The organism is Streptomyces sp. SID12488 (assembly GCF_010548275.1).
In the GTDB taxonomy this organism is placed as follows: domain Bacteria; phylum Actinomycetota; class Actinomycetes; order Streptomycetales; family Streptomycetaceae; genus Streptomyces.
This window is the reverse complement of sequence record NZ_JAAGLT010000003.1, coordinates 95286-113266: the sequence shown is the minus strand read 5'-3', so window position 1 is coordinate 113266 and position 17981 is coordinate 95286. Positions and strand designations below refer to the sequence as shown.

The window sequence follows — 17981 nt, the reverse complement described above, 5'->3', positions numbered from 1 at the left end:
AAAGCCTTGATCGGTGCGGATGTCCATGCTAACGGGAAGCACGGGTCCCGAATTCCACGGTGCGAGCTGTTCCGGGGCTTCGTATGTTCGTACGGAGTCGAGCGCCCCGTTGTTCACCCGGATGGCGGAATGGGGGCCTGAAAGCCGTGGCCCTTACTGCTCCGCCAGCGCCCGGAGTCTGCTCAGCGCGCGATGCTGGGCCACGCGCACCGCGCCGGGTGACATTCCCAACATCTGGCCCGTCTCCTCTGCGGTGAGGCCCACGGCGATGCGCAGCAGGAGCAGTTCGCGCTGGTTCTCGGGGAGGTTGGCCATGAGTTTCTTGGCCCACTCGGCGTCGCTGCTGAGGAGGGCACGTTCCTCCGGACCCAGGGAGTCGTCCGGGCGTTCCGGCATCTCGTCCGAGGGGACCGCCGTCGAACCCGGGTGGCGCATCGCGGCGCGCTGGAGGTCGGCGACCTTGTGCGCGGCGATCGCGAAGACGAACGCCTCGAACGGACGTCCGGTGTCGCGGTAGCGCGGCAGGGCGAGGAGTACGGCGACGCAGACCTCCTGCGCCAGGTCCTCCACGAAGTGCCGCGCGTCGCCCGGCAGTCGGGACAGCCGGGTGCGGCAGTAGCGCAGGGCGAGGGGGTGTACATGGGCGAGCAGGTCATGCGTTGCCTGCTCGTCCCCGTCGACGGCGCGGTGGACGAGACCACCAATCACCCCATGGGCATAAGCCGCCTCGTCGTCACGCATCGGACCATGGTGCCTTGGCGCCGCTCTCTCCGTGGCACCGCGTCCGTTGTTGTGCACCGAAGCGTTATGAGCAGGTGCGCCGGAACTCATCTCCTGCGCCCTCCCCTTCCGCTCGACCGACTTGTCCCCGAGGAACTCCACACCTCAAGGATGCGGCATCCGCGCCGAAACGAGGAGCGGGCACCCGGCGGGCCGTTTTCCGACCCCCGCCCACCTTGCGGTGGGCGGGGACTTCTCCACCCCCGGTGAGGTCCACTTAACGGACCAGACCCCACCGGAAACCGAGCGCCACCGCGTGCGCCCGGTCCGAGGCGCCGAGCTTCTTGAACAGGCGCCTGGCGTGCGTCTTCACCGTGTCCTCGGAGAGGAACAGTTCGCGTCCGATCTCCGCGTTCGACCGGCCGTGGCTCATGCCTTCCAAGACCTGGATCTCGCGCGCGGTGAGCGTGGGCGCGGCGCCCATCTCGGCCGAGCGCAGCCTGCGCGGCGCGAGCCGCCAGGTCGGGTCGGCCAGTGCCTGCGTCACCGTGGCCCGCAGTTCGGCGCGCGAGGCGTCCTTGTGCAGATAGCCGCGGGCACCGGCGGCGACGGCGAGCGCCACGCCGTCCAGGTCCTCGGCGACGGTGAGCATGATGATGCGTGCTCCGGGGTCGGCGGACAACAGCCGCCGGACCGTCTCGACGCCGCCCAGACCGGGCATGCGTACGTCCATCAGAATCAGGTCCGAACGGTCGGCACCCCAGCGGCGGAGGACTTCCTCGCCGTTGGCCGCCGTGGTCACGCGCTCGACACCGGGCACGGTCGCGACCGCGCGGCGGAGCGCCTCTCGGGCAAGCGGGGAGTCGTCGCAGACGAGGACGGATGTCATGGCCGCCCTCCGCAGCTGATGCGCGTCACCTTGAGCCTCCAGGCTGGTACATATCGTCACCTGTGCGGTTGACGCTCGACCGAATTTCCCGGCAGTGGGTACTGCCGCCCGTTCGAGCGCTTGTCCCTCCAACCGCCTCGCACTCTCAACGATGGTCACTCGAAAGAGTTACGGGGCCGTGTGTCGTCTTCGGCACTCTACGTGAGGGCCCGCACACGGTGCAGACATGCGCGACAGACCCTCAAGCTTTCAACACAACCTATGCCCCATTCAGCCGTTTTTCTTCCCTTTTATTGGTGTCTGAGGCTAGATTCGCAATGAGTCATATTTTCATCTCCTTAGATCGTAGTTGTACGGTCAGTGGCACCAACTCAGCCCAGAACGGCAACAAGGGGACACGCAATGGCAGATTTCTCCCGCCTTCCCGGTCCGAACGCGGACCTCTGGGACTGGCAGCTCCTCGCGGCCTGCCGTGGGGTCGACAGCTCGCTCTTCTTCCACCCGGAAGGAGAGCGCGGTGCGGCACGGAGCGCTCGCGAGAACTCGGCCAAGGAGGTCTGCATGAGATGCCCGGTCCGCGCGCAGTGCGCGGCGCACGCACTGGCGGTGCGCGAGCCCTACGGCGTGTGGGGCGGGTTGACCGAGGACGAACGCGAAGAGCTGATGGGACGGGCGCGCAACCGGCTGGTGTCGGCGTCGGCCGGTGGCGGGGACCTCGGTTCGAACAACTGAAGGAACGTTTCTTCCCGGGCCGGGCCCGCGTCAGGCCCGCGTCGCCGCCACCGCCAGCTGATCCAGCGTCGCCGCCACCGCCGGCACCTGCGCCAGGTCGGGCAGGGTCAGCGCGACGATCTCCCGCCGTACCGCCGGCTCCAGCGCCACCGTGCGCGCGCCCCGCGGCCGTACGGACTCGATGGCGAGCTGGGGCAGGACCGCGACGCCGAGACCCGCGCCCACCAGGCCGATCACCGCGGGGTAGTCGTCGGTCGCGAAGTCGATACGAGGGGTGAAGCCCGCGCTCTCGCAGGCCTCGACGAGCTGACCCCGGCAGCGCGGGCAGCCGGCGATCCACGACTCGGTGGCGAGTTCGCCGAGGGCGACCGACTCGGCGCGGGACAGCCGGTGACCTTCGGGTACGAGGCCGACGAGCCGGTCGGTGAGGAGGGGGCGGACCACCAGGTCGTCCCACTCACCGGCGCCGGCCGCGCCCTCGTACCGGAAGGCGAGGGCCACGTCGCAGTCGCCCTGGCGCAACATTTCGACGGAGTGCGGGGGTTCGGCCTCCTCCAGGGAGACCCGGGTGCCGGGGTGGGCGGCCCGCAGGGCGGCCAGGGCTGTCGGGACGAGGGTGGAGCTGCCACTGGGGAAGGAGACCAGCCGGACCCGGCCCGCCCGCAGACCGGCGATCGCCGCGACCTCCTCCTCCGCCGCCGTGAGCCCCGAGAGGATGCCGGCCGCGTGTCGCACCAGGGCCTCGCCCGCCTGGGTCAGTCGCATCTCGCGCCCGCTGCGGATGAGCAGCGGGGTGCCGACCGAGGCTTCCAGGGCTTTCATCTGCTGGCTCACGGCGGGCTGGGTGCAACCCAGTTCACGGCCCGCCGCCGAGAAGGAGCCGGTGGTGGCCACGGCACGCAGGACACGGAGATGACGGGCTTCGATCATTTTTCGAGCATAAGTGAAACTTGGGGATGTTGGCGAATAATGCGTCGACACTTTGGGGAGAAGTGACTTAGCGTGTGGTCGTAGGCATGAATCTGGATGTGGTGTCGAAGTGACGACTACGGGGGCGAGTGCTGTGATGAAGGTGTTGTCCGTAAACGTGGGTAGTGGGCGGTCCGTGCCGTACACGGATCATCCGCAGGGCACCGGTATCGACAAGCGGCCGGTGGACGGGCCGGTTCGGGTCTCGGCGCCCGGGCCCAAGGGAATCGGCGGCAGCGGTCTGGCCGGGGACACGGTGTGCTCGAAGCAGCACCACGGCGGTGACGAACAGGCGGTGTACGCGGTCGCGCGCGAGGATCTCGACGAGTGGGAGCGCGAGTTGGGCCGCCCGCTGCGCCACGGGATGTTCGGCGAGAACGTCACCACCCGGGGCCTTGACGTGTCGGGCGCGCTGATCGGCGAGCGCTGGCGGATCGGGTCCGAGGTGGTCCTCGAGGTCACCAGCGGGCGTATCCCCTGCGTGACGTTTCAGGGCCATCTGGGTGAGAAACGGTGGGTGAAGCGGTTCACGGAGCGGGGTGCGCCGGGCGCCTATCTGCGGGTGATCGAGCCGGGCGCGATACGGGCGGGCGACCCGGTGGACATCGTGCACCGGCCGGACCACGACGTGACGGTCGCCCTGTACTTCCGGGCGCTGACGACCGAGCGGGCATTGTTGCCACGGCTGCTCACGGCCGGTGCGGCGCTGCATTCGGAGGCGGCGGCGACGGTTCGCGAGTATGTGGAGAAGTACGGCTGACGGGCGGCGGCGGCACGGCTGCCGGCAAGGGATTGCGTGAAGGTCCCGCGCGGGGCCTTCACGATCGGGAGGGAGCGTGCAGGAGGGCGGACGAGCACAGTCGGGGTCACTAATCTTGCGCCATGACAACGGCTCTGATTACGGGATCGACCGCGGGAATCGGTGCCGCGTTCGCGCGGCGGCTGGCTGCCGACGGCCACAACCTCGTCCTGGTGGCGCGCGACGCCAAGCGGCTCGGTGAGCAGGCGACCGAACTGCACGACCGGCACGGCATCGAGGCGGAGGTGCTGAGCGCCGACCTCGCGACAGACGCCGGCATCGAGGCGGTGGCCGATCGTCTCGGTGACCGCAAGAATCCCGTCGACCTGCTGGTCAACAACGCCGGCTTCGGCAACAAGGGCCGCTATCTCGACGTGTCGATGGCGGACGAACTGAGGATGCTCAAGGTGCACTGCGAGGCGGTGCTGCGGCTGACCGGTGCCGCGGCCGATGCCATGCGGGAGCGGGGGCGCGGGGGTGTCGTCAATGTAGCGTCCGTCGCCGCCTTCGTACCGCGCGGTACGTACGGGGCGTCGAAGGCCTGGGTCGTGCAGTTCACGCAGGGCGCGGCGAAGGACCTGGCGGGGAGCGGGGTGCGGCTGATGGCGCTGGCTCCCGGTTTCGTGCGTACGGAGTTCCATGAGCGCGCCGGGATGGGGACCGACAACATCCCGAACTGGATGTGGCTGGACGCGGACAAGCTGGTCGCGTCGGCGCTCGCCGATCTGGCCCGGGGCAAGTCCCTGTCGATTCCGGACCCGCGTTACAAGGCGCTGATGGGCGTGGTGAAGGTGACGCCCAGGGCACTGCTGGGCGGGATCTCGTCGAAGACCGGGCGGAAGTACGGGCCTCAGTGAGACCTGTACCGGTCTTGGTGGAAGAGGTGGTGTCGCTGCTCCGGTGGGAGTATGGAGAGAGGTACCGGACGCAGGGGGGCCGGAGGCGGCGCCATGACATTCGTACAGCTGATTGACTGCAAGACCAGTCGGTTCGACGAGATGAACCGGCTGATGGACACCTGGGTCGAACAGACCAGGGGCAAGCGGAGCGCGACGCACACGCTGGTCGGCAAGGATCTCTCGGACTCATCGCACTTCATCGAGATCGTGGAGTTCCCGTCGTACGAGGAGGCGATGCGGAACTCGAACCTTCCCGAGACCGACAGGATCTCGCGGGAGATGGCCGCCCTGTGCGACGAGATGCCGACGTTCACGGATCTGGACGTGGTGCGGGACGAGCAGTTGTGCGCGGACACCGCGCGGCGGTTCTTCGAGGTGATCGCCACGCATGGTGAACTGCCCCCGCTCAACGACCTGTTCGTGGAGAGCTACCACGACCACGACCCGTCCAACGAGCAGGATGTCGTCGGGCTGGACGCGGCCCGGCGCGAGATGCAGATGTGGCGCGAGGGCTTCGACTTCGCGTTCACCGTGCACGACCAGATCGCCCAGGGCGACCGGGTCTGCACCCGCTGGACGTGGAACGGCACCCAGCGGGGCGACTTCATGGGGATTCCCAGCAGTGGCAGGAAGGCCTCGATGACCGGGACCACCATCCACCGGTTCGACACCGACGGGAAGATCGTCGAGGGCTGGTGGGAGTACGACCGGCTGGGGCTGATGGGACAGCTCGGGGCGCTGGACTCGTTGGAGCAGTAGCGAGGAGCAGAAGGGCAGAGTCGTTGGGGTGCGTGCGTAAGGGGATCATCTGACCGCCCGCGAAGGGAGAAACCCCCCGTTCCAGCCAGGAACGGGGGGTTTCTTCGTGCTGCGTGAGCTGCCTGCTCAGTGGGAGTGGCCGTGGCCGTGTCCACCGGCGGCCGGCTCTTCCTCTTCCTTCTTCTCGACGACCAGGGTCTCGGTCGTGAGGAGGAGGGAGGCGATCGAGGCCGCGTTCTCCAGGGCAGAGCGGGTGACCTTGACCGGGTCGATGACGCCCTGCTTGACCAGGTCGCCGTACTCGCCGGTCGCGGCGTTGAAGCCCTGGCCCTTGTCGAGCTCGGCGACCTTGGCGGTGATGACGTAACCCTCCAGGCCGGCGTTCTCGGCGATCCAGCGCAGCGGCTCGACGGCGGCCTTGCGGACGACCGCGACACCCGTCGCCTCGTCGCCGGTCTTGCCGAGGTTGCCCTCGAGGATCTTCACGGCGTGGACGAGCGCGGAGCCACCACCGGAGACGATGCCCTCTTCGACCGCGGCGCGGGTCGCGGAGATGGCGTCCTCGAGACGGTGCTTCTTCTCCTTCAGCTCCACCTCGGTGGCGGCGCCGACCTTGATCACGCACACGCCGCCGGCCAGCTTCGCGAGGCGCTCCTGGAGCTTCTCGCGGTCCCAGTCCGAGTCGGTGTTCTCGATCTCGGCCTTGATCTGGTTGACGCGGCCGGTCACGGCGCCACTGTCGCCGCCGCCGTCGACGATGACCGTGTCGTCCTTCGAGATGGTGACGCGGCGGGCGGTGCCCAGCACGTCGAGGCCGACCTGGTCGAGCTTGAGGCCGACCTCCTCGGCGATGACCTCGGCGCCGGTGAGCGCGGCCATGTCGCCGAGCATCGCCTTGCGGCGGTCGCCGAAGCCGGGGGCCTTGACCGCGACCGCGTTGAAGGTGCCGCGGATCTTGTTCACGACCAGGGTCGACAGGGCCTCGCCCTCGACGTCCTCGGCGATGATCAGCAGCGGCTTGGAGGAGTTGGTCTGGATGACCTTCTCCAGCAGCGGCAGCAGGTCCTGGATGGAGGCGATCTTGCCCTGGTGGATCAGGATGTACGGGTCGTCGAGGACGGCCTCCATACGCTCCTGGTCGGACACCATGTACGGGGACAGGTAGCCCTTGTCGAAGGCCATGCCCTCGGTGAACTCCAGCTCCAGGCCGAAGGTGTTGGACTCCTCGACGGTGATGACACCGTCCTTGCCGACCTTGTCCATCGCCTCGGCGATGAGGTCGCCGACCTGCGTGTCCTGCGCGGAGAGCGCGGCCACGGCGGCGATGTCGGACTTCTCCTCGATCGGGCGGGCGGTCGCGAGGAGTTCCTCGGACACAGCCTTGACCGCCGCGTCGATGCCCTTCTTCAGGGCGGCCGGGGAGGCGCCGGCGGCGACGTTCCTCAGGCCCTCGCGGACGAGCGCCTGGGCCAGCACGGTGGCGGTGGTCGTACCGTCACCCGCGATGTCGTTGGTCTTGGTCGCCACCTCCTTCACCAGCTGGGCGCCGAGGTTCTCGAACGGGTCGTCGAGCTCGACCTCGCGGGCGATGGTGACGCCGTCGTTGGTGATGGTGGGAGCGCCGAACTTCTTGTCGATGACGACGTTGCGGCCCCGGGGGCCGATCGTCACCTTGACAGTGTCGGCAAGCTTGTTGACGCCGCGCTCAAGGGCGCGACGGGCGTCCTCGTCGAACTTCAGGATCTTCGCCATAGGAGCGGTTCAGCCCTCTCGGAAAACTTGGGTGAACGAACCGCGCCCCCAGCACCCGGCTTGTTGAGAGTCGCGGGGGCCAGGGGCACAGTTCACTGCAATGCTGGTAAAACCGGGTGAATTACTTCTCTACGATCGCGAGCACGTCGCGAGCCGAGAGGACGAGGTACTCCTCGCCGTTGTACTTCACCTCGGTGCCGCCGTACTTGCTGTACAGCACGATGTCGCCGGTCTTCACGTCGAGCGGAAGCCGCTCGCCGTTCTCGAAGCGGCCCGGGCCAACAGCCAGGACGACGCCCTCCTGGGGCTTCTCCTTGGCGGTGTCCGGGATGACCAGGCCAGAGGCCGTGGTCTGCTCAGCTTCGAGCGGCTGGACCACAATGCGGTCCTCGAGCGGCTTGATGGCAACCTTGGAGCTGGTGGTCGTCACGATCCGACCTCCCCCTTCGGAGATCTCACGGGGTTAACTGTCTGAGGTGGCGACCAGGTGGATCCGTCGTCGCGGGTGCCGGACCTGCCCGTCGCTATTGGCACTCTCCAGTGGGGAGTGCCAGACCTGAGACTATGACTGCGATTAGCACTCGGTCAAGCGGAGTGCCAATCCTGTCGTCGGTCGCGCGTGGTTTCCGGTGCTCGTGGGGCGCGGTGAAGCGGGTCGGGGCCAGGGTTTGGAGGCAGGGATTCGATGCGTCTACGTCCAGGTGAGACCGAGGCTGTTGGCTGGCGCGCGGTGGCCGTGCTCGAGGCCGTCCGGCAGCTGTGCGACGCGGCGCCCGGCGTCACCGGACGTCCTCGGGTGATCGCGATCGACGGCCGGGGAGGCGCCGGCAAGACGACCCTGGCCGAGCGGCTGCGCGGCGCGGCGCCCGGCTCCGCCGTCGTGCACACCGACGACATCGCCTGGAACCACGCCTGCTTCGACTGGGGCGCCGTGCTCGTCGAGAACATCCTGCGGCCCCTGCACCGGGGTGAGGCGGTGGACTTCCGCCCTGCCGCCTGGATCGCCCACGACCGGCCCAGATCGATCACCGTTCCCGCCGGTGCCGACTTCGTCTGGGTCGAGGGCACGGGCATCATCCGCGAGGAGCTCTCCCCATGGCTGGACGCCTCGGTGTGGATGCAGGGCGACCTCGACGAGCAGGAGCGCCTGTCGGCCGTCCGCGACGGTGACTCCCCCGCGCAGCGGGAGCACGTGGCGAACTGGCTGCTGGAGGAACTGCCGTTCATGCTGCGCGAACAGCCGTGGGCCCGGGCCACCATGATCGTCGCCGGCCCTCCGCAGACAAACCAGGGCCATGACCCCGGCCACGACCCGGAGACCGAGTTGGTCGTCGCCCCGGCGACCGGCCAGTAGGTCTCCCCTGGGCCACCCCTTGGGCCGACTCGTCCCCGGACATCAGAGGTAGTCCTCCAGGCGGCCCACGCTCAGCCCTCTCTCCTGGATCTCGCGGAGCAGCCTCACCGTCCGCTCGACCAGTGGCGGGCCGTCCAGGTCGTCGTCCGGGCCCACCAGGAGGATGTCGCCCGCCCGGAGGCGCTCCCCCTCGGTCCACAGGACCACCGCCGAGACCCCGCAGTCCCCGGCCGCCCTGAGGGTCGTCGTGTCGTAGGTGCCGTAGGGCGGGCGGAAGAGGCGGGGGCGGAGGCCGAAGCGTTCCCGGAGTTTGTCCTGCTGGCCGCAGATCTCGGCGCGCTGGCCGGCGTACGGCAGGCCTTGGAGGGACTGGTGGTCCAGGGTGTGGTTCTGGACGTTCGCGCCGACCTCGCGGAGGCGGGCGAAGTGGGCGTAGCCCGGGCCCACGACGCTGTCCGTGAGGAACATGCTGACCGGGAGGCGCAGTTCGCGGACCAGGTCGACGAACCGGGGGTCGCGTTCGGCGCCGTCGTCGTAGGTGAGGAAGACGACCTTGTCGTGGGTCGGGACGTGGTCGACGACCGGGGGCAGGCCGGGGCCTGCCGCGTGGATCCGGGGGCGGGGCGACGGGGGCGGGGCCAGGGGTACGGGGGACGACAGGCCCCAGCGGCGGTACGCGTGCGCGTCGACGGCCGGGGAGTCCGTGCGGGCCGCCTGCCGGGCCGCGTGGGCCGCCTTTCTGCCGAGTCGTTCGATGGGGTCCACGGACTGGGCGCAGCCGGTGACGGTCGCCGCCAGGAGCGCGGCGGCGAGTGCGGCGGCGGCCAGTGGGCGCGCGGTCACAGGTAGTCCTCCAGACGGGCCACCGCGTACCCCTTGGCCGTGACGAGCTTCATGAAGCGGCGGACCATGTCGGGCATCGTGCCCTTCCCGTCGCCCTTGCCGCGGAAGTGGCTGAGGACGATGTCGCCGGGGTGGATGTCCCGGTCCCACTCTCGGTAGTCCCAGTGGTCGGCGAAGACCTCCTCGTTCCAGAGGGGTACGTGCTTCACGCCGCACGACTTGGCGGCGCGCAGGCTGTCCTCGTTGTAGTTGCCGTAGGGCGGCCGGAAGAGGGTCGGGCGGGTGCCGTACCGCTTCTTGATCACGTCCTGCATGCCGCAGATCTCGGTCTTCTGGCGTTCGTAGGAGAGGGCGGGCAGGTAACGGTGGCGGAGGGTGTGGTTGTTGAGTACGACGCCCAGGTCGCGCATCTTCCTGAAGTAGCCGTAGTCCTCCTTGACCAGGTAGTCGCTGAGGAAGGCGGTGTACGGGATCCTCAGTTCGCTCATCATGCGAAGGAACGCCGGGTCCTTCTCGGCGCCGTCGTCGATCGTGAGGAAGACGATTTTGTCGCGGGTCGGGATGGTGGTGAAGACGGGTGGCAGGCCGCGTTCCTCGTGGTCGTCCACCTCGAAGCCCTTGCGGGTGGTGAGGTGTGGTTTGCGGGCAGGAGGCGGGGGCGCGGTCAGCGGGGGCTCGGTCAGGCCCCAGCGTTTGGCCGTGGCCGCGCGGGCCGCGTAGGCACGGCGCAGCTTCTGGGCGTACGCGTCGAGAGCCCGCGCCGGGGGTGCGTTCAGGCGCAGTTCCTGGCCGGGGGCGGGGCGGACGTTCTTCGGCGGGGCGCCGCCTGCCGTGCCACCTTCCGTGCCGCCTCCCGCGGTGCTTTCCGCGCAGCCGGAGGCGAGGGCGGCCACGGTGAGCGCGGCGATCCCGGCACGGACCATTGACCGGTTTTTGTATTTTTGTCCTACTGATCGCATGGTGCCGGATCTTCCCAGGACGGGACCGAGGAAGGTGGCCGACACCGCCGCCGGAGGCACACCGTCCACCGGCTGGCCCACAATGACCCGGTGAACGACCTCGCCGCATCCCTCTCCGCCTTCGCCGCCCTCCTCACCCCGGAGGGCCGCGCCCTTCTCGACGAGGTGCGCGGTACCGAGCCGGCCCGTGAACTGGCCGTCGCCACCCGGCTGCGCCGCGCGCACCCCGCCGAACTGGTCTCGGCGGCCCTCGGGCAGGAACGGTTGCGGCAGCGGGCGGTGGCGAAGTTCGGTGCCGAGGACGCCGGGCGGATGTTCTTCACGCCGAACGGGGTCGAGCAGTCGACGCGGGCGAGCGTGGCCGCGTACCGGGCGGGCCGGTTCAGGGAGTTGGGCGTGACCTCCGTCGCCGACCTGTGCTGCGGGATCGGGGGCGATGCCCTCGCGCTCGCCCGGGCCGGGATCCGTGTCCTCGCCGTGGACCGGGATCCGCTCACGGCCGCCGCCGCGCGCGCGAACGTCGAGGCGCTGGGCATCGGGGATCTGGTGGAGGTACGGGAGGCGGATGTCACCGACGTCGATACGTCCTCGTACGACGCCGTGTTCGTCGATCCGGGGCGGCGCGGGGGGCGCGGGAGGATCTTCGATCCCGAGGCGTACTCACCGCCGTTGTCGTGGGCCGTGGAGGCGGCGCGGAAGGCTCCGCTGGCCGCGCTGAAGATCGCCCCCGGTGTGCCGCACGAGGCGATTCCCGCCGACGCCGGGGCCGAGTGGATCTCGGACGGCGGGGACGTGAAGGAAGCGGTGCTGTGGTTCGGGACCGAGCCGGGGGTCGTGCGGGCAACTCTGCTGCCCGGGCCGCGTGTTCTGGTGGGGCGGGGGCTGCCGGATCCTCAAGTGCGTTCGATGGGGCGGTACTTGTACGAGCCCGACGGTGCCGTCATTCGGGCGCATCTGGTGGCTGAGATGGCCGAGGAGGTCGGTGGGGGGCTCGTCGACGAGACGATCGCCTATGTGACGGCGGATGAGCTGCGGGTTACTCCGCATGCCTCCGCGTACGAGATCACCGATCAACTGCCTTTCGGGGTGAAGAAGTTGAAGGCATTGCTGCGGGAGCGGGGGGTCGGAGTGCTGACCGTGAAGAAGCGGGGGTCGGCTGTAGAGCCCGAGGAGCTCCGGAAGATGGTGAAGCCTCGGGGGGCTAATTCGGCGACGGTTTTTCTTACTCGGGTGGCGGGGGCGCCGGCGATGCTTGTTGGGCATCCCGTGCGGAGCGCTCCGCGGGTTGGGCAGTGATTTGTCTGCGGGCCCGGTGGGGGCTTGTCGCGCAGTTCCCCGCGCCCCTGAAAAGGCGGGGCTGCGCCCCAGCTTTTCAGGGGCACTTCTGAGCTCTGGCTCGTAGCAAGTGGCGTTCGCGTTCGTTTTGGGTTAGTTCGGCTGCTCGTAGGAATTCCGCTCTTGCCTCCGTCCTGCGGCCCAGGCGTAGGAGCAGGTCGCCTCTCACGCTGGGGAGCAAGTGGTAGTCGCGCAGGGCCGGTTCCGTCGTGAGGGTGTCGATGATGCGCAGGGCGGGGGCCGGGCCCTCGGCCATCGAGACGGCCACCGCTCGGTTCAGCTCCACCACGGGGGACGGGGATCGGACGGCGAGGGCCGCGTACAGCGCGGCGATGCGGGGCCAGTCCGTGTCTTCGTAGGAGTGGGCGTGGGCGTGGCAGGCGGCGATGGTGGCCTGGAGGGCGTACGGGCCCGGGCCTGACGTGGTTGTGGTGGCGCCGGCCGCTTCCGCACGGGCCAGGGCCGTGAAGCCGCGGGCGATCAGCATGCGGTTCCAGCGGGAGCGGTTCTGGTCCTTGAGGAGTACCGGTTCGCCGGTCGGGCCCGTGCGGGCCGCCGAACGGGACGCCTGAAGCTCCAACAGGGCTGTCAGCGCGTGCACTTCGGGTTCCTTGGGCATCAGGCCAGACAGCACCCGGGCCAGCCGCAGGGCGTCCTCGCAGAGGGCGGGGCGCATCAGGTCGTCGCCGGCTGTGGCCGCGTACCCCTCGTTGAAGATCAGGTAGATGACCTCCAGGACCGAGCCGAGACGGGCCTCGCGCTGTGGGCCGTACGGGACCTCGAAGGCGACGTTCTTCGTCGCGAGGGTTCGTTTGGCGCGGACGATGCGCTGGGCGACCGTCGCCTCGGGGACCAGGAAGGCGCGGGCGATCTCGGGGGTGGTGAGGCCGCCGAGGAGGCGGAGGGTGAGAGCGATGCGGGCCTCGGCGGACAGCACCGGGTGGCAGGCGGTGAAGACGAGGCGGAGCAGGTCGTCGTCGATGTCGTCGGGGGCGGACGGCTCGACCGGCGGGGCGGTCGTCTCCAGGCTCCGGCCGATCTCCGCCAGCTTGCCGGCGTACGTCTCGCGGCGGCGGACCAGGTCGATGGCGCGGTGCTTGGCGGTGGCCATGAGCCAGGCGCCCGGGTTGTCGGGGACGCCGTCGCGGGGCCACTGTTCGAGGGCGGCGACCAGGGCGTCCTGGGCCAGTTCCTCGGCGATGCCTATATCCCGGACGGTGCGCGTGACGGCCGCGATGATGCGGGGGAATTCGAGGCGGAAGACCGTCTCGACGGATCGCTCGGTCGCGGAGTCGGAGTCGGAGTCGGAGGTGGGCTGCTGGGTCACAGCCCACCATCAGACACCGTCGGCGGCGATCGGCCAAGGAAGCCGGGAGAGCAGCGGTGACGAGCGGTTCGCTCAGCCCTCCGCGATCTCCCGCACCTCGCAGGTGACCGTCCAGTGCTCCTCGTGGACCTTCAGGAAGCGCTTGGTCCACTCCAGGGCCTCTGCCCGGTCCTTGCACTGCATGATCGCGTAGCCGCCGACGACCTCCTTGGACTCGGTGAAGGGGCCGTCGGTGACCGAGATCTTTCCGTCCTGCCAGTGCACGCGGGTGCCCTGCGCGGCGGGGGTGAGACCGGCCGTGTCGAGCATCACCCCGGCCTTGGTGACCTCCTCGATCAGCTCGCCCATGCGCTGCATCAGCTCCGGGCTGGGGCCCTCGGCGGGGACGGTGGCTTCGTCGATCTGTACGAGGGAGAGATAGCGGGGCATGGGGTTCCTCCTTGGGCGGGGCCCGGTTCCTTTCCGGGCTCTCACCTGTGCGTCGAACGGGGCGGGCCCGGATCGACACGGCTGCGGAAATTTCTTCGGGAATTTTTCCCCCGGGGCGTTTCCGCAGCTCAGAGGCTTCCCTCTCACGGCCTGACTGTCACCTCAAGGTCGCCCACAGCTCCGCCGCCTCCGGTTCCTCGGCGACCACCCGGTTGGCGTTGGACGGCGCCGGCACCACCGGCATCGTCACCGTCTTCAGCTCGTCCTCCGACAGACCCTGCAGGCTCTGACCCAGGCTCATCAGCTCGCTGAGCGAGTTCAGGCCGGTGTCCGTGGTCAGACCGGCCGTGGCCACGTCGGCGACCTTGTACAGCCTGGCCGGGCTGGTCAGCAGGTTCGTCGAGGAGATCTGCTGGAGGAGGGCCTTGACCAGGGTCTGCTGGAGGCCTATTCGGCCCAGGTCGCTGCCGTCGCCTATGCCGTGCCGGGTGCGGGCCAGCGCGAGGGCCTTGGTGCCGTCGAGGTGGTGCGTGCCCGCCTTCAGGTCGAGGTGGCTGTCTTCGTCGTCGATGTCCTCGTCCGTGGTGACCGTTACGCCGCCCAGCGCGTCCACCAGGTCCGCGAAGCCGGCGAAGTCGACCTCCAGGTAGTGGTCCATGCGGACGTTCGTCATCGACTCCACCGTCTTGACCGCGCAGACCGGGCCGCCGACCGAGTACGCCGTATTGAACATGACGCCGTGCGCCTCCGCTGTCGAACCCCCGTCCGACAGGGGGCAGGACGGGCGCGTGACCAGCGTGTCGCGCGGGATGCTCACGATCGTCGCCTTCGTACGGCCCGCGTCCAGGTGGACGACCATCGCCGTGTCGGACCGCGCGCCCTCGCTGCTGCCGCCGCCGAGTGCCTGGTTCCGCTTGCCGCTGCGCGAGTCCGACCCCAGGACCAGGATGTTCAGCGCCTCGCTCGGCAGCGGTGACGCCGAGGCGGACGCGCCTGCCGAGGGCAGCGACTGCGTCTTGGCCGGGCGGTTGTCACCGAGCGCGCTGTTGATGTCGACGCTCTTGATGTTGCGGTTCAGGTGCCAGTAGGCAAAACCCGCACCCGCGGCTGCGATCACCAGAGTGCCGGCCAGCGTGAAACCGACGGCCTTCATCCAGCGCGACGACCGTCGGCCCACCTGCGTCCCCGGCTGTCTCTCCGCGCCCCCGTCATCATCCGACGTCTGTCTCTCGTCTCCCGTCACACGGAAGAACGTACGTCCGAATTGTTACGCACAGGGGCCCCGACCCGGGATTCTTCGGAAAATCTCACGCTTCTCAGGCCGATATCAGCCCTGGATTGGCCCTGGATCGGCCTGGGTCAACCCAGCGTTACTATCGGTAGCGGGTTGCTCCCGTTCCAGGTCCCGTTGAATCCGAAACTCACCGAACCGCCGCTCGGCACCGTCCCGTTGTACGAGGCGTTCACGCAGTTGGCCGCCGCCCCCGACTGGGTGCAGGTGGCGTTCCATGCCTGCGCGACCTGCTGGCCGGCACCAAACGTCCAGCTCACCCTCCACGACGACAGCGACCGGCCCGCGGAACAGGCGATCGTCACCTGCCCGGTGAACCCGGAGTTCCACTGGTTCGGGACGCTGTACGTTGCCGTGCAGCCCTCCGTCGACGGGGTGCCGCCGAGCGACCGGGCGATCGCGTAGTACGCCGGTTTCGGGGTGAAGCTCTCCGTGTACGGGGTCGCCGCGCCGTAGCCGTCGAACACGTCCGGGATCCACGAGTCGGAGTCCGTGAAGCCCCAGACCGTCACGCCGGCGCACCTGGTCACAGCCACACAGGCGTCCATGACGGCCTTGTAGTCGGCCGCCTGCTGAGTCAACTTGGCGTCAGTGGCGGGCAGTTGCATACGGATGTCGAGTTCCGTGATCGCCACGTCGACGCCCAGATCGGCGAACCGCTGGATGTTCTGCTGGAGGGTCGCGGGGTACTGACCGAGGATCAGATGGGCTTGGAGTCCGACTCCGTCGATCGGAACTCCGCGCTCCTTCAGGGACTTGACCAGGTTGTACAGGGCCGTGCTCTTCGCGTTGACGCCCTCGACGTTGTAGTCGTTGATGTAGAGCTTCGCCGCCGGGTCGGCCGCCCGCGCCCAGGTCAGGGACTGCGCGATGTAGTCCGTGCCGAGGTTGTTCGACCAGAGCGTCGAGCGGTAGGTGCCGTCCTCGTTGAACGGCTCGTTCACCACGTCCCAGGCCGCCAACTTGCCCTTGTAGCGCGTGACTTCGGTGGTGATGTGGTCCTGGAGGATCGCGCTCAGCTGGGCCGGTGTCCAGGTGCCGTTGGCCAGCCAGCCCGGGTTCTGGCTGTGCCAGACCAGGGTGTGGCCGCGTACCTGCTGGTTGTGGGCCTGGGCGAAGGCGACGATCTGGTCGGCCTCGGTCCAGTTGTACGTGCCCCGGCTGGGCTCCACGGACTCCCACTTCATGGCGTTGCCGGGGGTGAGCGAGTTGAACTGGGCGCCGGCCAGGTCGCCGTAGGTTCCGGTGAGTTTGGAGCCGGTGACTGCCGTGCCTATGACTTTGCCCTTGGTGGTGGCGAGGTCGCGCAGTGGGGGGTCTGCGGCGTGCGCCGAGGTTGCCGTCCCGGCGAGGAGCAGCGTGGTGGTGGTTGCTGCGGCTGCGAGGAGGGCGAGCAGGCGTGGGCGTAATGCTGTTCTGGAGGGGCTCATTGCGGGTGCCTCCGAAAGTTTCGGCTGTTCAACCGATTGACTTCGGTGCAGTTTGGGGGGCCTTGTGTCACTCGTCAATACAGTTGGGGCACTGGGGGGCTGGTGATTCGGCTGCGGGTGCGTCGTGGCTTGTCGCGCAGTTCCCCGCGCCCCTTATCGGGCCGGTGGTCGCCTGCGGGTGCGTCGTGGTTTGTCGCGCCCACGCGGCGGAGCCGCAAATCGATACAGCCTCGCGCCCCCAACAAGGCCCGTGGTCGCCCTGCGGGTGCGTCGTGGTCTGTCGCGCCCACGCGGCGGAGCCGCGAATCGGTACAGTCCCGCACCCCTTGGGGAGTTGTCCTGCCCCCCTTAGGCAGTTGGCGGCGGCGCCGTGCTGTTGCGTACCACCAGGCTTGTTGCCAGTTCCACCCTTGTCGCGCCTGACGTGCCGTCTCCCTTGCCCAGGTCCAGGACCAGCTTGGCGGCCGTTTCCGCCATTTCCATCAGGGGCTGGCGGACGGTCGTCATCGGGGGGCCCACCAGGCGGGCGATCGGCAGGTCGTCGAAGCCGACGACGCTCAGGTCCTCCGGGATGCGCAGGCCGAGTTCGCGGGCCGCCTCGTACAGGCCGAGGGCCTGGAGGTCGTTGCCGGCGAAGACGGCGGTCGGGCGGTCCGGGGAGCGCAGGAGTTCGAGGCCGGCGCGGTAGCCCGTCTCGTGGTGGAAGTCGCCCACCTTGAGCAGGGCGGGGTCGACCGGGAGGCCGGCCGTCTCCAGCGCGGCGCGGTAGCCGTCGACGCGGGCGCGGCTGCACATCATCCGGGAGGGGCCGCTGATCGACGCGATACGGGTGTGGCCGAGTTCGACGAGGTGCCGGGTGGCCGCCAGGCCGCCCTGCCAGTTGGTCGCGCCGACCGAGGGCACGTTGTCGCCGGGGTCGCCCGCCGGGTCCATCACCACGAACGGGATGGAGCGGCTGGTCAGCAGCGCCCGCTGGGACTCGTCGAGGCCGGACAGGACGAGGATCACGCCATGCGGACGGCGGGCCGCGACCTGGTCGGCCCAGGTGCGGCCCGGGGTGAGGCGGCCCGCACTCTCGGAGAGGACGACGCTCAGCCCCTCCTCCCGCGCCGCGTTCTCCACACCCCGGATGACCTCCATCGCCCACGCGCTCTCCAGCTCGTGGAAGACCAGGTCGATCAGCGGGGAGCGGGTCGCCTCGGCGCGGCGGCGCCGGTAGCCGTACGCCCGCAACAGGTCCTCGACACGGGTCCGGGTCCCGGGGGCGACATCGGCGCGGCCGTTGAGCACCTTCGAAACAGTCGGAGCGGAGACGCCTGCCTCGCGGGCGATCTCGGCGAGCGTCGCGGTCTGGGTGGACTGCGGTGTCGTCTGCGTTTCAACGGGTTTCGAGGGTCTCATGGCCGCGATCGTATCCCTGCGCGACCTCTTGACGAAGACCCTGTCCCCCCATAAATTTCCGGAACATTCGACGTACCACCCGAAAGATTCGTA

General features: G+C 69.2%; 18 protein-coding genes. 6 read left to right on the top strand and 12 right to left on the bottom strand.

Annotated elements, in window-relative coordinates; all coding sequences use genetic code 11:
- Nucleotides 1-153 precede the first annotated feature (153 nt).
- Entirely contained in the window at nucleotides 154-741 is a 588-nt protein-coding gene (locus tag G3I56_RS06660; RefSeq protein WP_105972817.1) for a sigma-70 family RNA polymerase sigma factor, read from the bottom strand.
- 256 nt (nucleotides 742-997) lie between these two features.
- Nucleotides 998-1609, bottom strand: coding sequence for a response regulator transcription factor (locus G3I56_RS06655; RefSeq protein ID WP_003948568.1), 612 nt, complete (start codon nucleotides 1607-1609; stop codon nucleotides 998-1000).
- Nucleotides 1610-2011: 402 nt separating this feature from the next.
- Here G3I56_RS06655 and G3I56_RS06650 point away from each other — a divergent pair, with 402 nt between their 5' ends.
- Nucleotides 2012-2341 carry a WhiB family transcriptional regulator gene (locus G3I56_RS06650; RefSeq protein ID WP_105972818.1) on the top strand — a complete coding sequence of 110 codons (330 nt, stop codon included), beginning with the start codon at nucleotides 2012-2014 and terminating at the stop codon, nucleotides 2339-2341.
- Nucleotides 2342-2371: 30 nt separating this feature from the next.
- Here the strand turns inward: G3I56_RS06650 and G3I56_RS06645 are convergent, their stop codons facing one another.
- On the bottom strand, nucleotides 2372-3271 hold the full coding sequence (locus G3I56_RS06645; RefSeq protein ID WP_164407938.1) for a LysR family transcriptional regulator: 900 nt from the start codon (nucleotides 3269-3271) through the stop codon (nucleotides 2372-2374).
- 136 nt (nucleotides 3272-3407) lie between these two features.
- Between G3I56_RS06645 and G3I56_RS06640 the strand changes: the two genes are divergently transcribed.
- The 3 genes from G3I56_RS06640 (at nucleotide 3408) to G3I56_RS06630 (ending at nucleotide 5767) form a co-directional block, all read left to right on the top strand.
- Nucleotides 3408-4070 (top strand): MOSC domain-containing protein, encoded by a 663-nt coding sequence (locus tag G3I56_RS06640; RefSeq protein ID WP_164408192.1) that lies wholly within the window; start codon nucleotides 3408-3410, stop codon nucleotides 4068-4070.
- A 122-nt stretch (nucleotides 4071-4192) separates the two neighbouring features.
- On the top strand, nucleotides 4193-4966 hold the full coding sequence (locus tag G3I56_RS06635) for an SDR family oxidoreductase (RefSeq protein ID WP_164407937.1): 774 nt from the start codon (nucleotides 4193-4195) through the stop codon (nucleotides 4964-4966).
- A gap of 93 nt (nucleotides 4967-5059) precedes the next feature.
- Nucleotides 5060-5767: an ester cyclase gene (locus G3I56_RS06630; protein WP_164407936.1), complete on the top strand. Its 708-nt coding sequence runs from the start codon at nucleotides 5060-5062 to the stop codon at nucleotides 5765-5767.
- Between the two features lie 126 nt (nucleotides 5768-5893).
- On the opposite strand, the gene groL is transcribed toward G3I56_RS06630, so the two are convergent.
- Together groL and groES are read right to left on the bottom strand one after the other, a co-directional pair.
- Nucleotides 5894-7519, bottom strand: a complete 1626-nt coding sequence (groL, locus tag G3I56_RS06625) for a chaperonin GroEL (RefSeq protein ID WP_164407935.1) — start codon at nucleotides 7517-7519, stop codon at nucleotides 5894-5896.
- A gap of 121 nt (nucleotides 7520-7640) precedes the next feature.
- On the bottom strand, nucleotides 7641-7949 hold the full coding sequence (groES, locus tag G3I56_RS06620) for a co-chaperone GroES (RefSeq protein ID WP_006377800.1): 309 nt from the start codon (nucleotides 7947-7949) through the stop codon (nucleotides 7641-7643).
- 255 nt (nucleotides 7950-8204) lie between these two features.
- On the opposite strand from groES, the gene G3I56_RS06615 reads away from it, so the two are divergent.
- On the top strand, nucleotides 8205-8873 hold the full coding sequence (locus G3I56_RS06615; RefSeq protein WP_164407934.1) for a hypothetical protein: 669 nt from the start codon (nucleotides 8205-8207) through the stop codon (nucleotides 8871-8873).
- Nucleotides 8874-8915: 42 nt separating this feature from the next.
- On the opposite strand, the gene G3I56_RS06610 is transcribed toward G3I56_RS06615, so the two are convergent.
- Nucleotides 8916-9716: a polysaccharide deacetylase family protein gene (locus G3I56_RS06610; RefSeq protein ID WP_164407933.1), complete on the bottom strand. Its 801-nt coding sequence runs from the start codon at nucleotides 9714-9716 to the stop codon at nucleotides 8916-8918.
- Nucleotides 9713-10639 (bottom strand): polysaccharide deacetylase family protein, encoded by a 927-nt coding sequence (locus tag G3I56_RS06605; protein ID WP_164407932.1) that lies wholly within the window; start codon nucleotides 10637-10639, stop codon nucleotides 9713-9715. Before G3I56_RS06605 ends, G3I56_RS06610 begins: the two co-directional genes overlap by 4 nt.
- A 126-nt stretch (nucleotides 10640-10765) precedes the next feature.
- Here G3I56_RS06605 and G3I56_RS06600 point away from each other — a divergent pair, with 126 nt between their 5' ends.
- Nucleotides 10766-11971, top strand: a complete 1206-nt coding sequence (locus G3I56_RS06600) for a methyltransferase domain-containing protein (RefSeq protein WP_164407931.1) — start codon at nucleotides 10766-10768, stop codon at nucleotides 11969-11971.
- A 76-nt stretch (nucleotides 11972-12047) separates the two neighbouring features.
- Here G3I56_RS06600 and G3I56_RS06595 read toward each other — a convergent pair whose 3' ends face one another.
- The 5 genes from G3I56_RS06595 to G3I56_RS06575 form a co-directional block, all read right to left on the bottom strand.
- Entirely contained in the window at nucleotides 12048-13337 is a 1290-nt protein-coding gene (locus G3I56_RS06595; RefSeq protein WP_164407930.1) for an RNA polymerase sigma factor, read from the bottom strand.
- 72 nt (nucleotides 13338-13409) lie between these two features.
- Nucleotides 13410-13766, bottom strand: coding sequence for a YciI family protein (locus tag G3I56_RS06590; RefSeq protein ID WP_164407929.1), 357 nt, complete (start codon nucleotides 13764-13766; stop codon nucleotides 13410-13412).
- Between the two features lie 157 nt (nucleotides 13767-13923).
- The gene (locus tag G3I56_RS06585; RefSeq protein WP_164407928.1) at nucleotides 13924-15009 is read right to left on the bottom strand and encodes an LCP family protein; all 1086 of its coding nucleotides are present in this window, start codon (nucleotides 15007-15009) and stop codon (nucleotides 13924-13926) included.
- A 116-nt stretch (nucleotides 15010-15125) separates the two neighbouring features.
- The gene (locus G3I56_RS06580; RefSeq protein WP_203689350.1) at nucleotides 15126-16487 is read right to left on the bottom strand and encodes an endo-1,4-beta-xylanase; all 1362 of its coding nucleotides are present in this window, start codon (nucleotides 16485-16487) and stop codon (nucleotides 15126-15128) included.
- Nucleotides 16488-16835: 348 nt separating this feature from the next.
- Nucleotides 16836-17888, bottom strand: a complete 1053-nt coding sequence (locus tag G3I56_RS06575) for a LacI family DNA-binding transcriptional regulator (protein ID WP_164407927.1) — start codon at nucleotides 17886-17888, stop codon at nucleotides 16836-16838.
- Between the last annotated feature and the right edge of the window lie 93 nt (nucleotides 17889-17981).

Coding starts and splice junctions, on each gene's coding strand:
- G3I56_RS06660 (WP_105972817.1), bottom strand. CDS start 741: ATGCGTGACGACGAGGCGGCTTATGCCCATGGGGTGATTGGTGGTCTC.
- G3I56_RS06655 (WP_003948568.1), bottom strand. CDS start 1,609: ATGACATCCGTCCTCGTCTGCGACGACTCCCCGCTTGCCCGAGAGGCG.
- G3I56_RS06650 (WP_105972818.1), top strand. CDS start 2,012: ATGGCAGATTTCTCCCGCCTTCCCGGTCCGAACGCGGACCTCTGGGAC.
- G3I56_RS06645 (WP_164407938.1), bottom strand. CDS start 3,271: ATGATCGAAGCCCGTCATCTCCGTGTCCTGCGTGCCGTGGCCACCACC.
- G3I56_RS06640 (WP_164408192.1), top strand. CDS start 3,408: ATGAAGGTGTTGTCCGTAAACGTGGGTAGTGGGCGGTCCGTGCCGTAC.
- G3I56_RS06635 (WP_164407937.1), top strand. CDS start 4,193: ATGACAACGGCTCTGATTACGGGATCGACCGCGGGAATCGGTGCCGCG.
- G3I56_RS06630 (WP_164407936.1), top strand. CDS start 5,060: ATGACATTCGTACAGCTGATTGACTGCAAGACCAGTCGGTTCGACGAG.
- groL (WP_164407935.1), bottom strand. CDS start 7,519: ATGGCGAAGATCCTGAAGTTCGACGAGGACGCCCGTCGCGCCCTTGAG.
- G3I56_RS06615 (WP_164407934.1), top strand. CDS start 8,205: ATGCGTCTACGTCCAGGTGAGACCGAGGCTGTTGGCTGGCGCGCGGTG.
- G3I56_RS06605 (WP_164407932.1), bottom strand. CDS start 10,639: ATGGTCCGTGCCGGGATCGCCGCGCTCACCGTGGCCGCCCTCGCCTCC.
- G3I56_RS06590 (WP_164407929.1), bottom strand. CDS start 13,766: ATGCCCCGCTATCTCTCCCTCGTACAGATCGACGAAGCCACCGTCCCC.
- G3I56_RS06580 (WP_203689350.1), bottom strand. CDS start 16,487: ATGAGCCCCTCCAGAACAGCATTACGCCCACGCCTGCTCGCCCTCCTC.
- G3I56_RS06575 (WP_164407927.1), bottom strand. CDS start 17,888: ATGAGACCCTCGAAACCCGTTGAAACGCAGACGACACCGCAGTCCACC.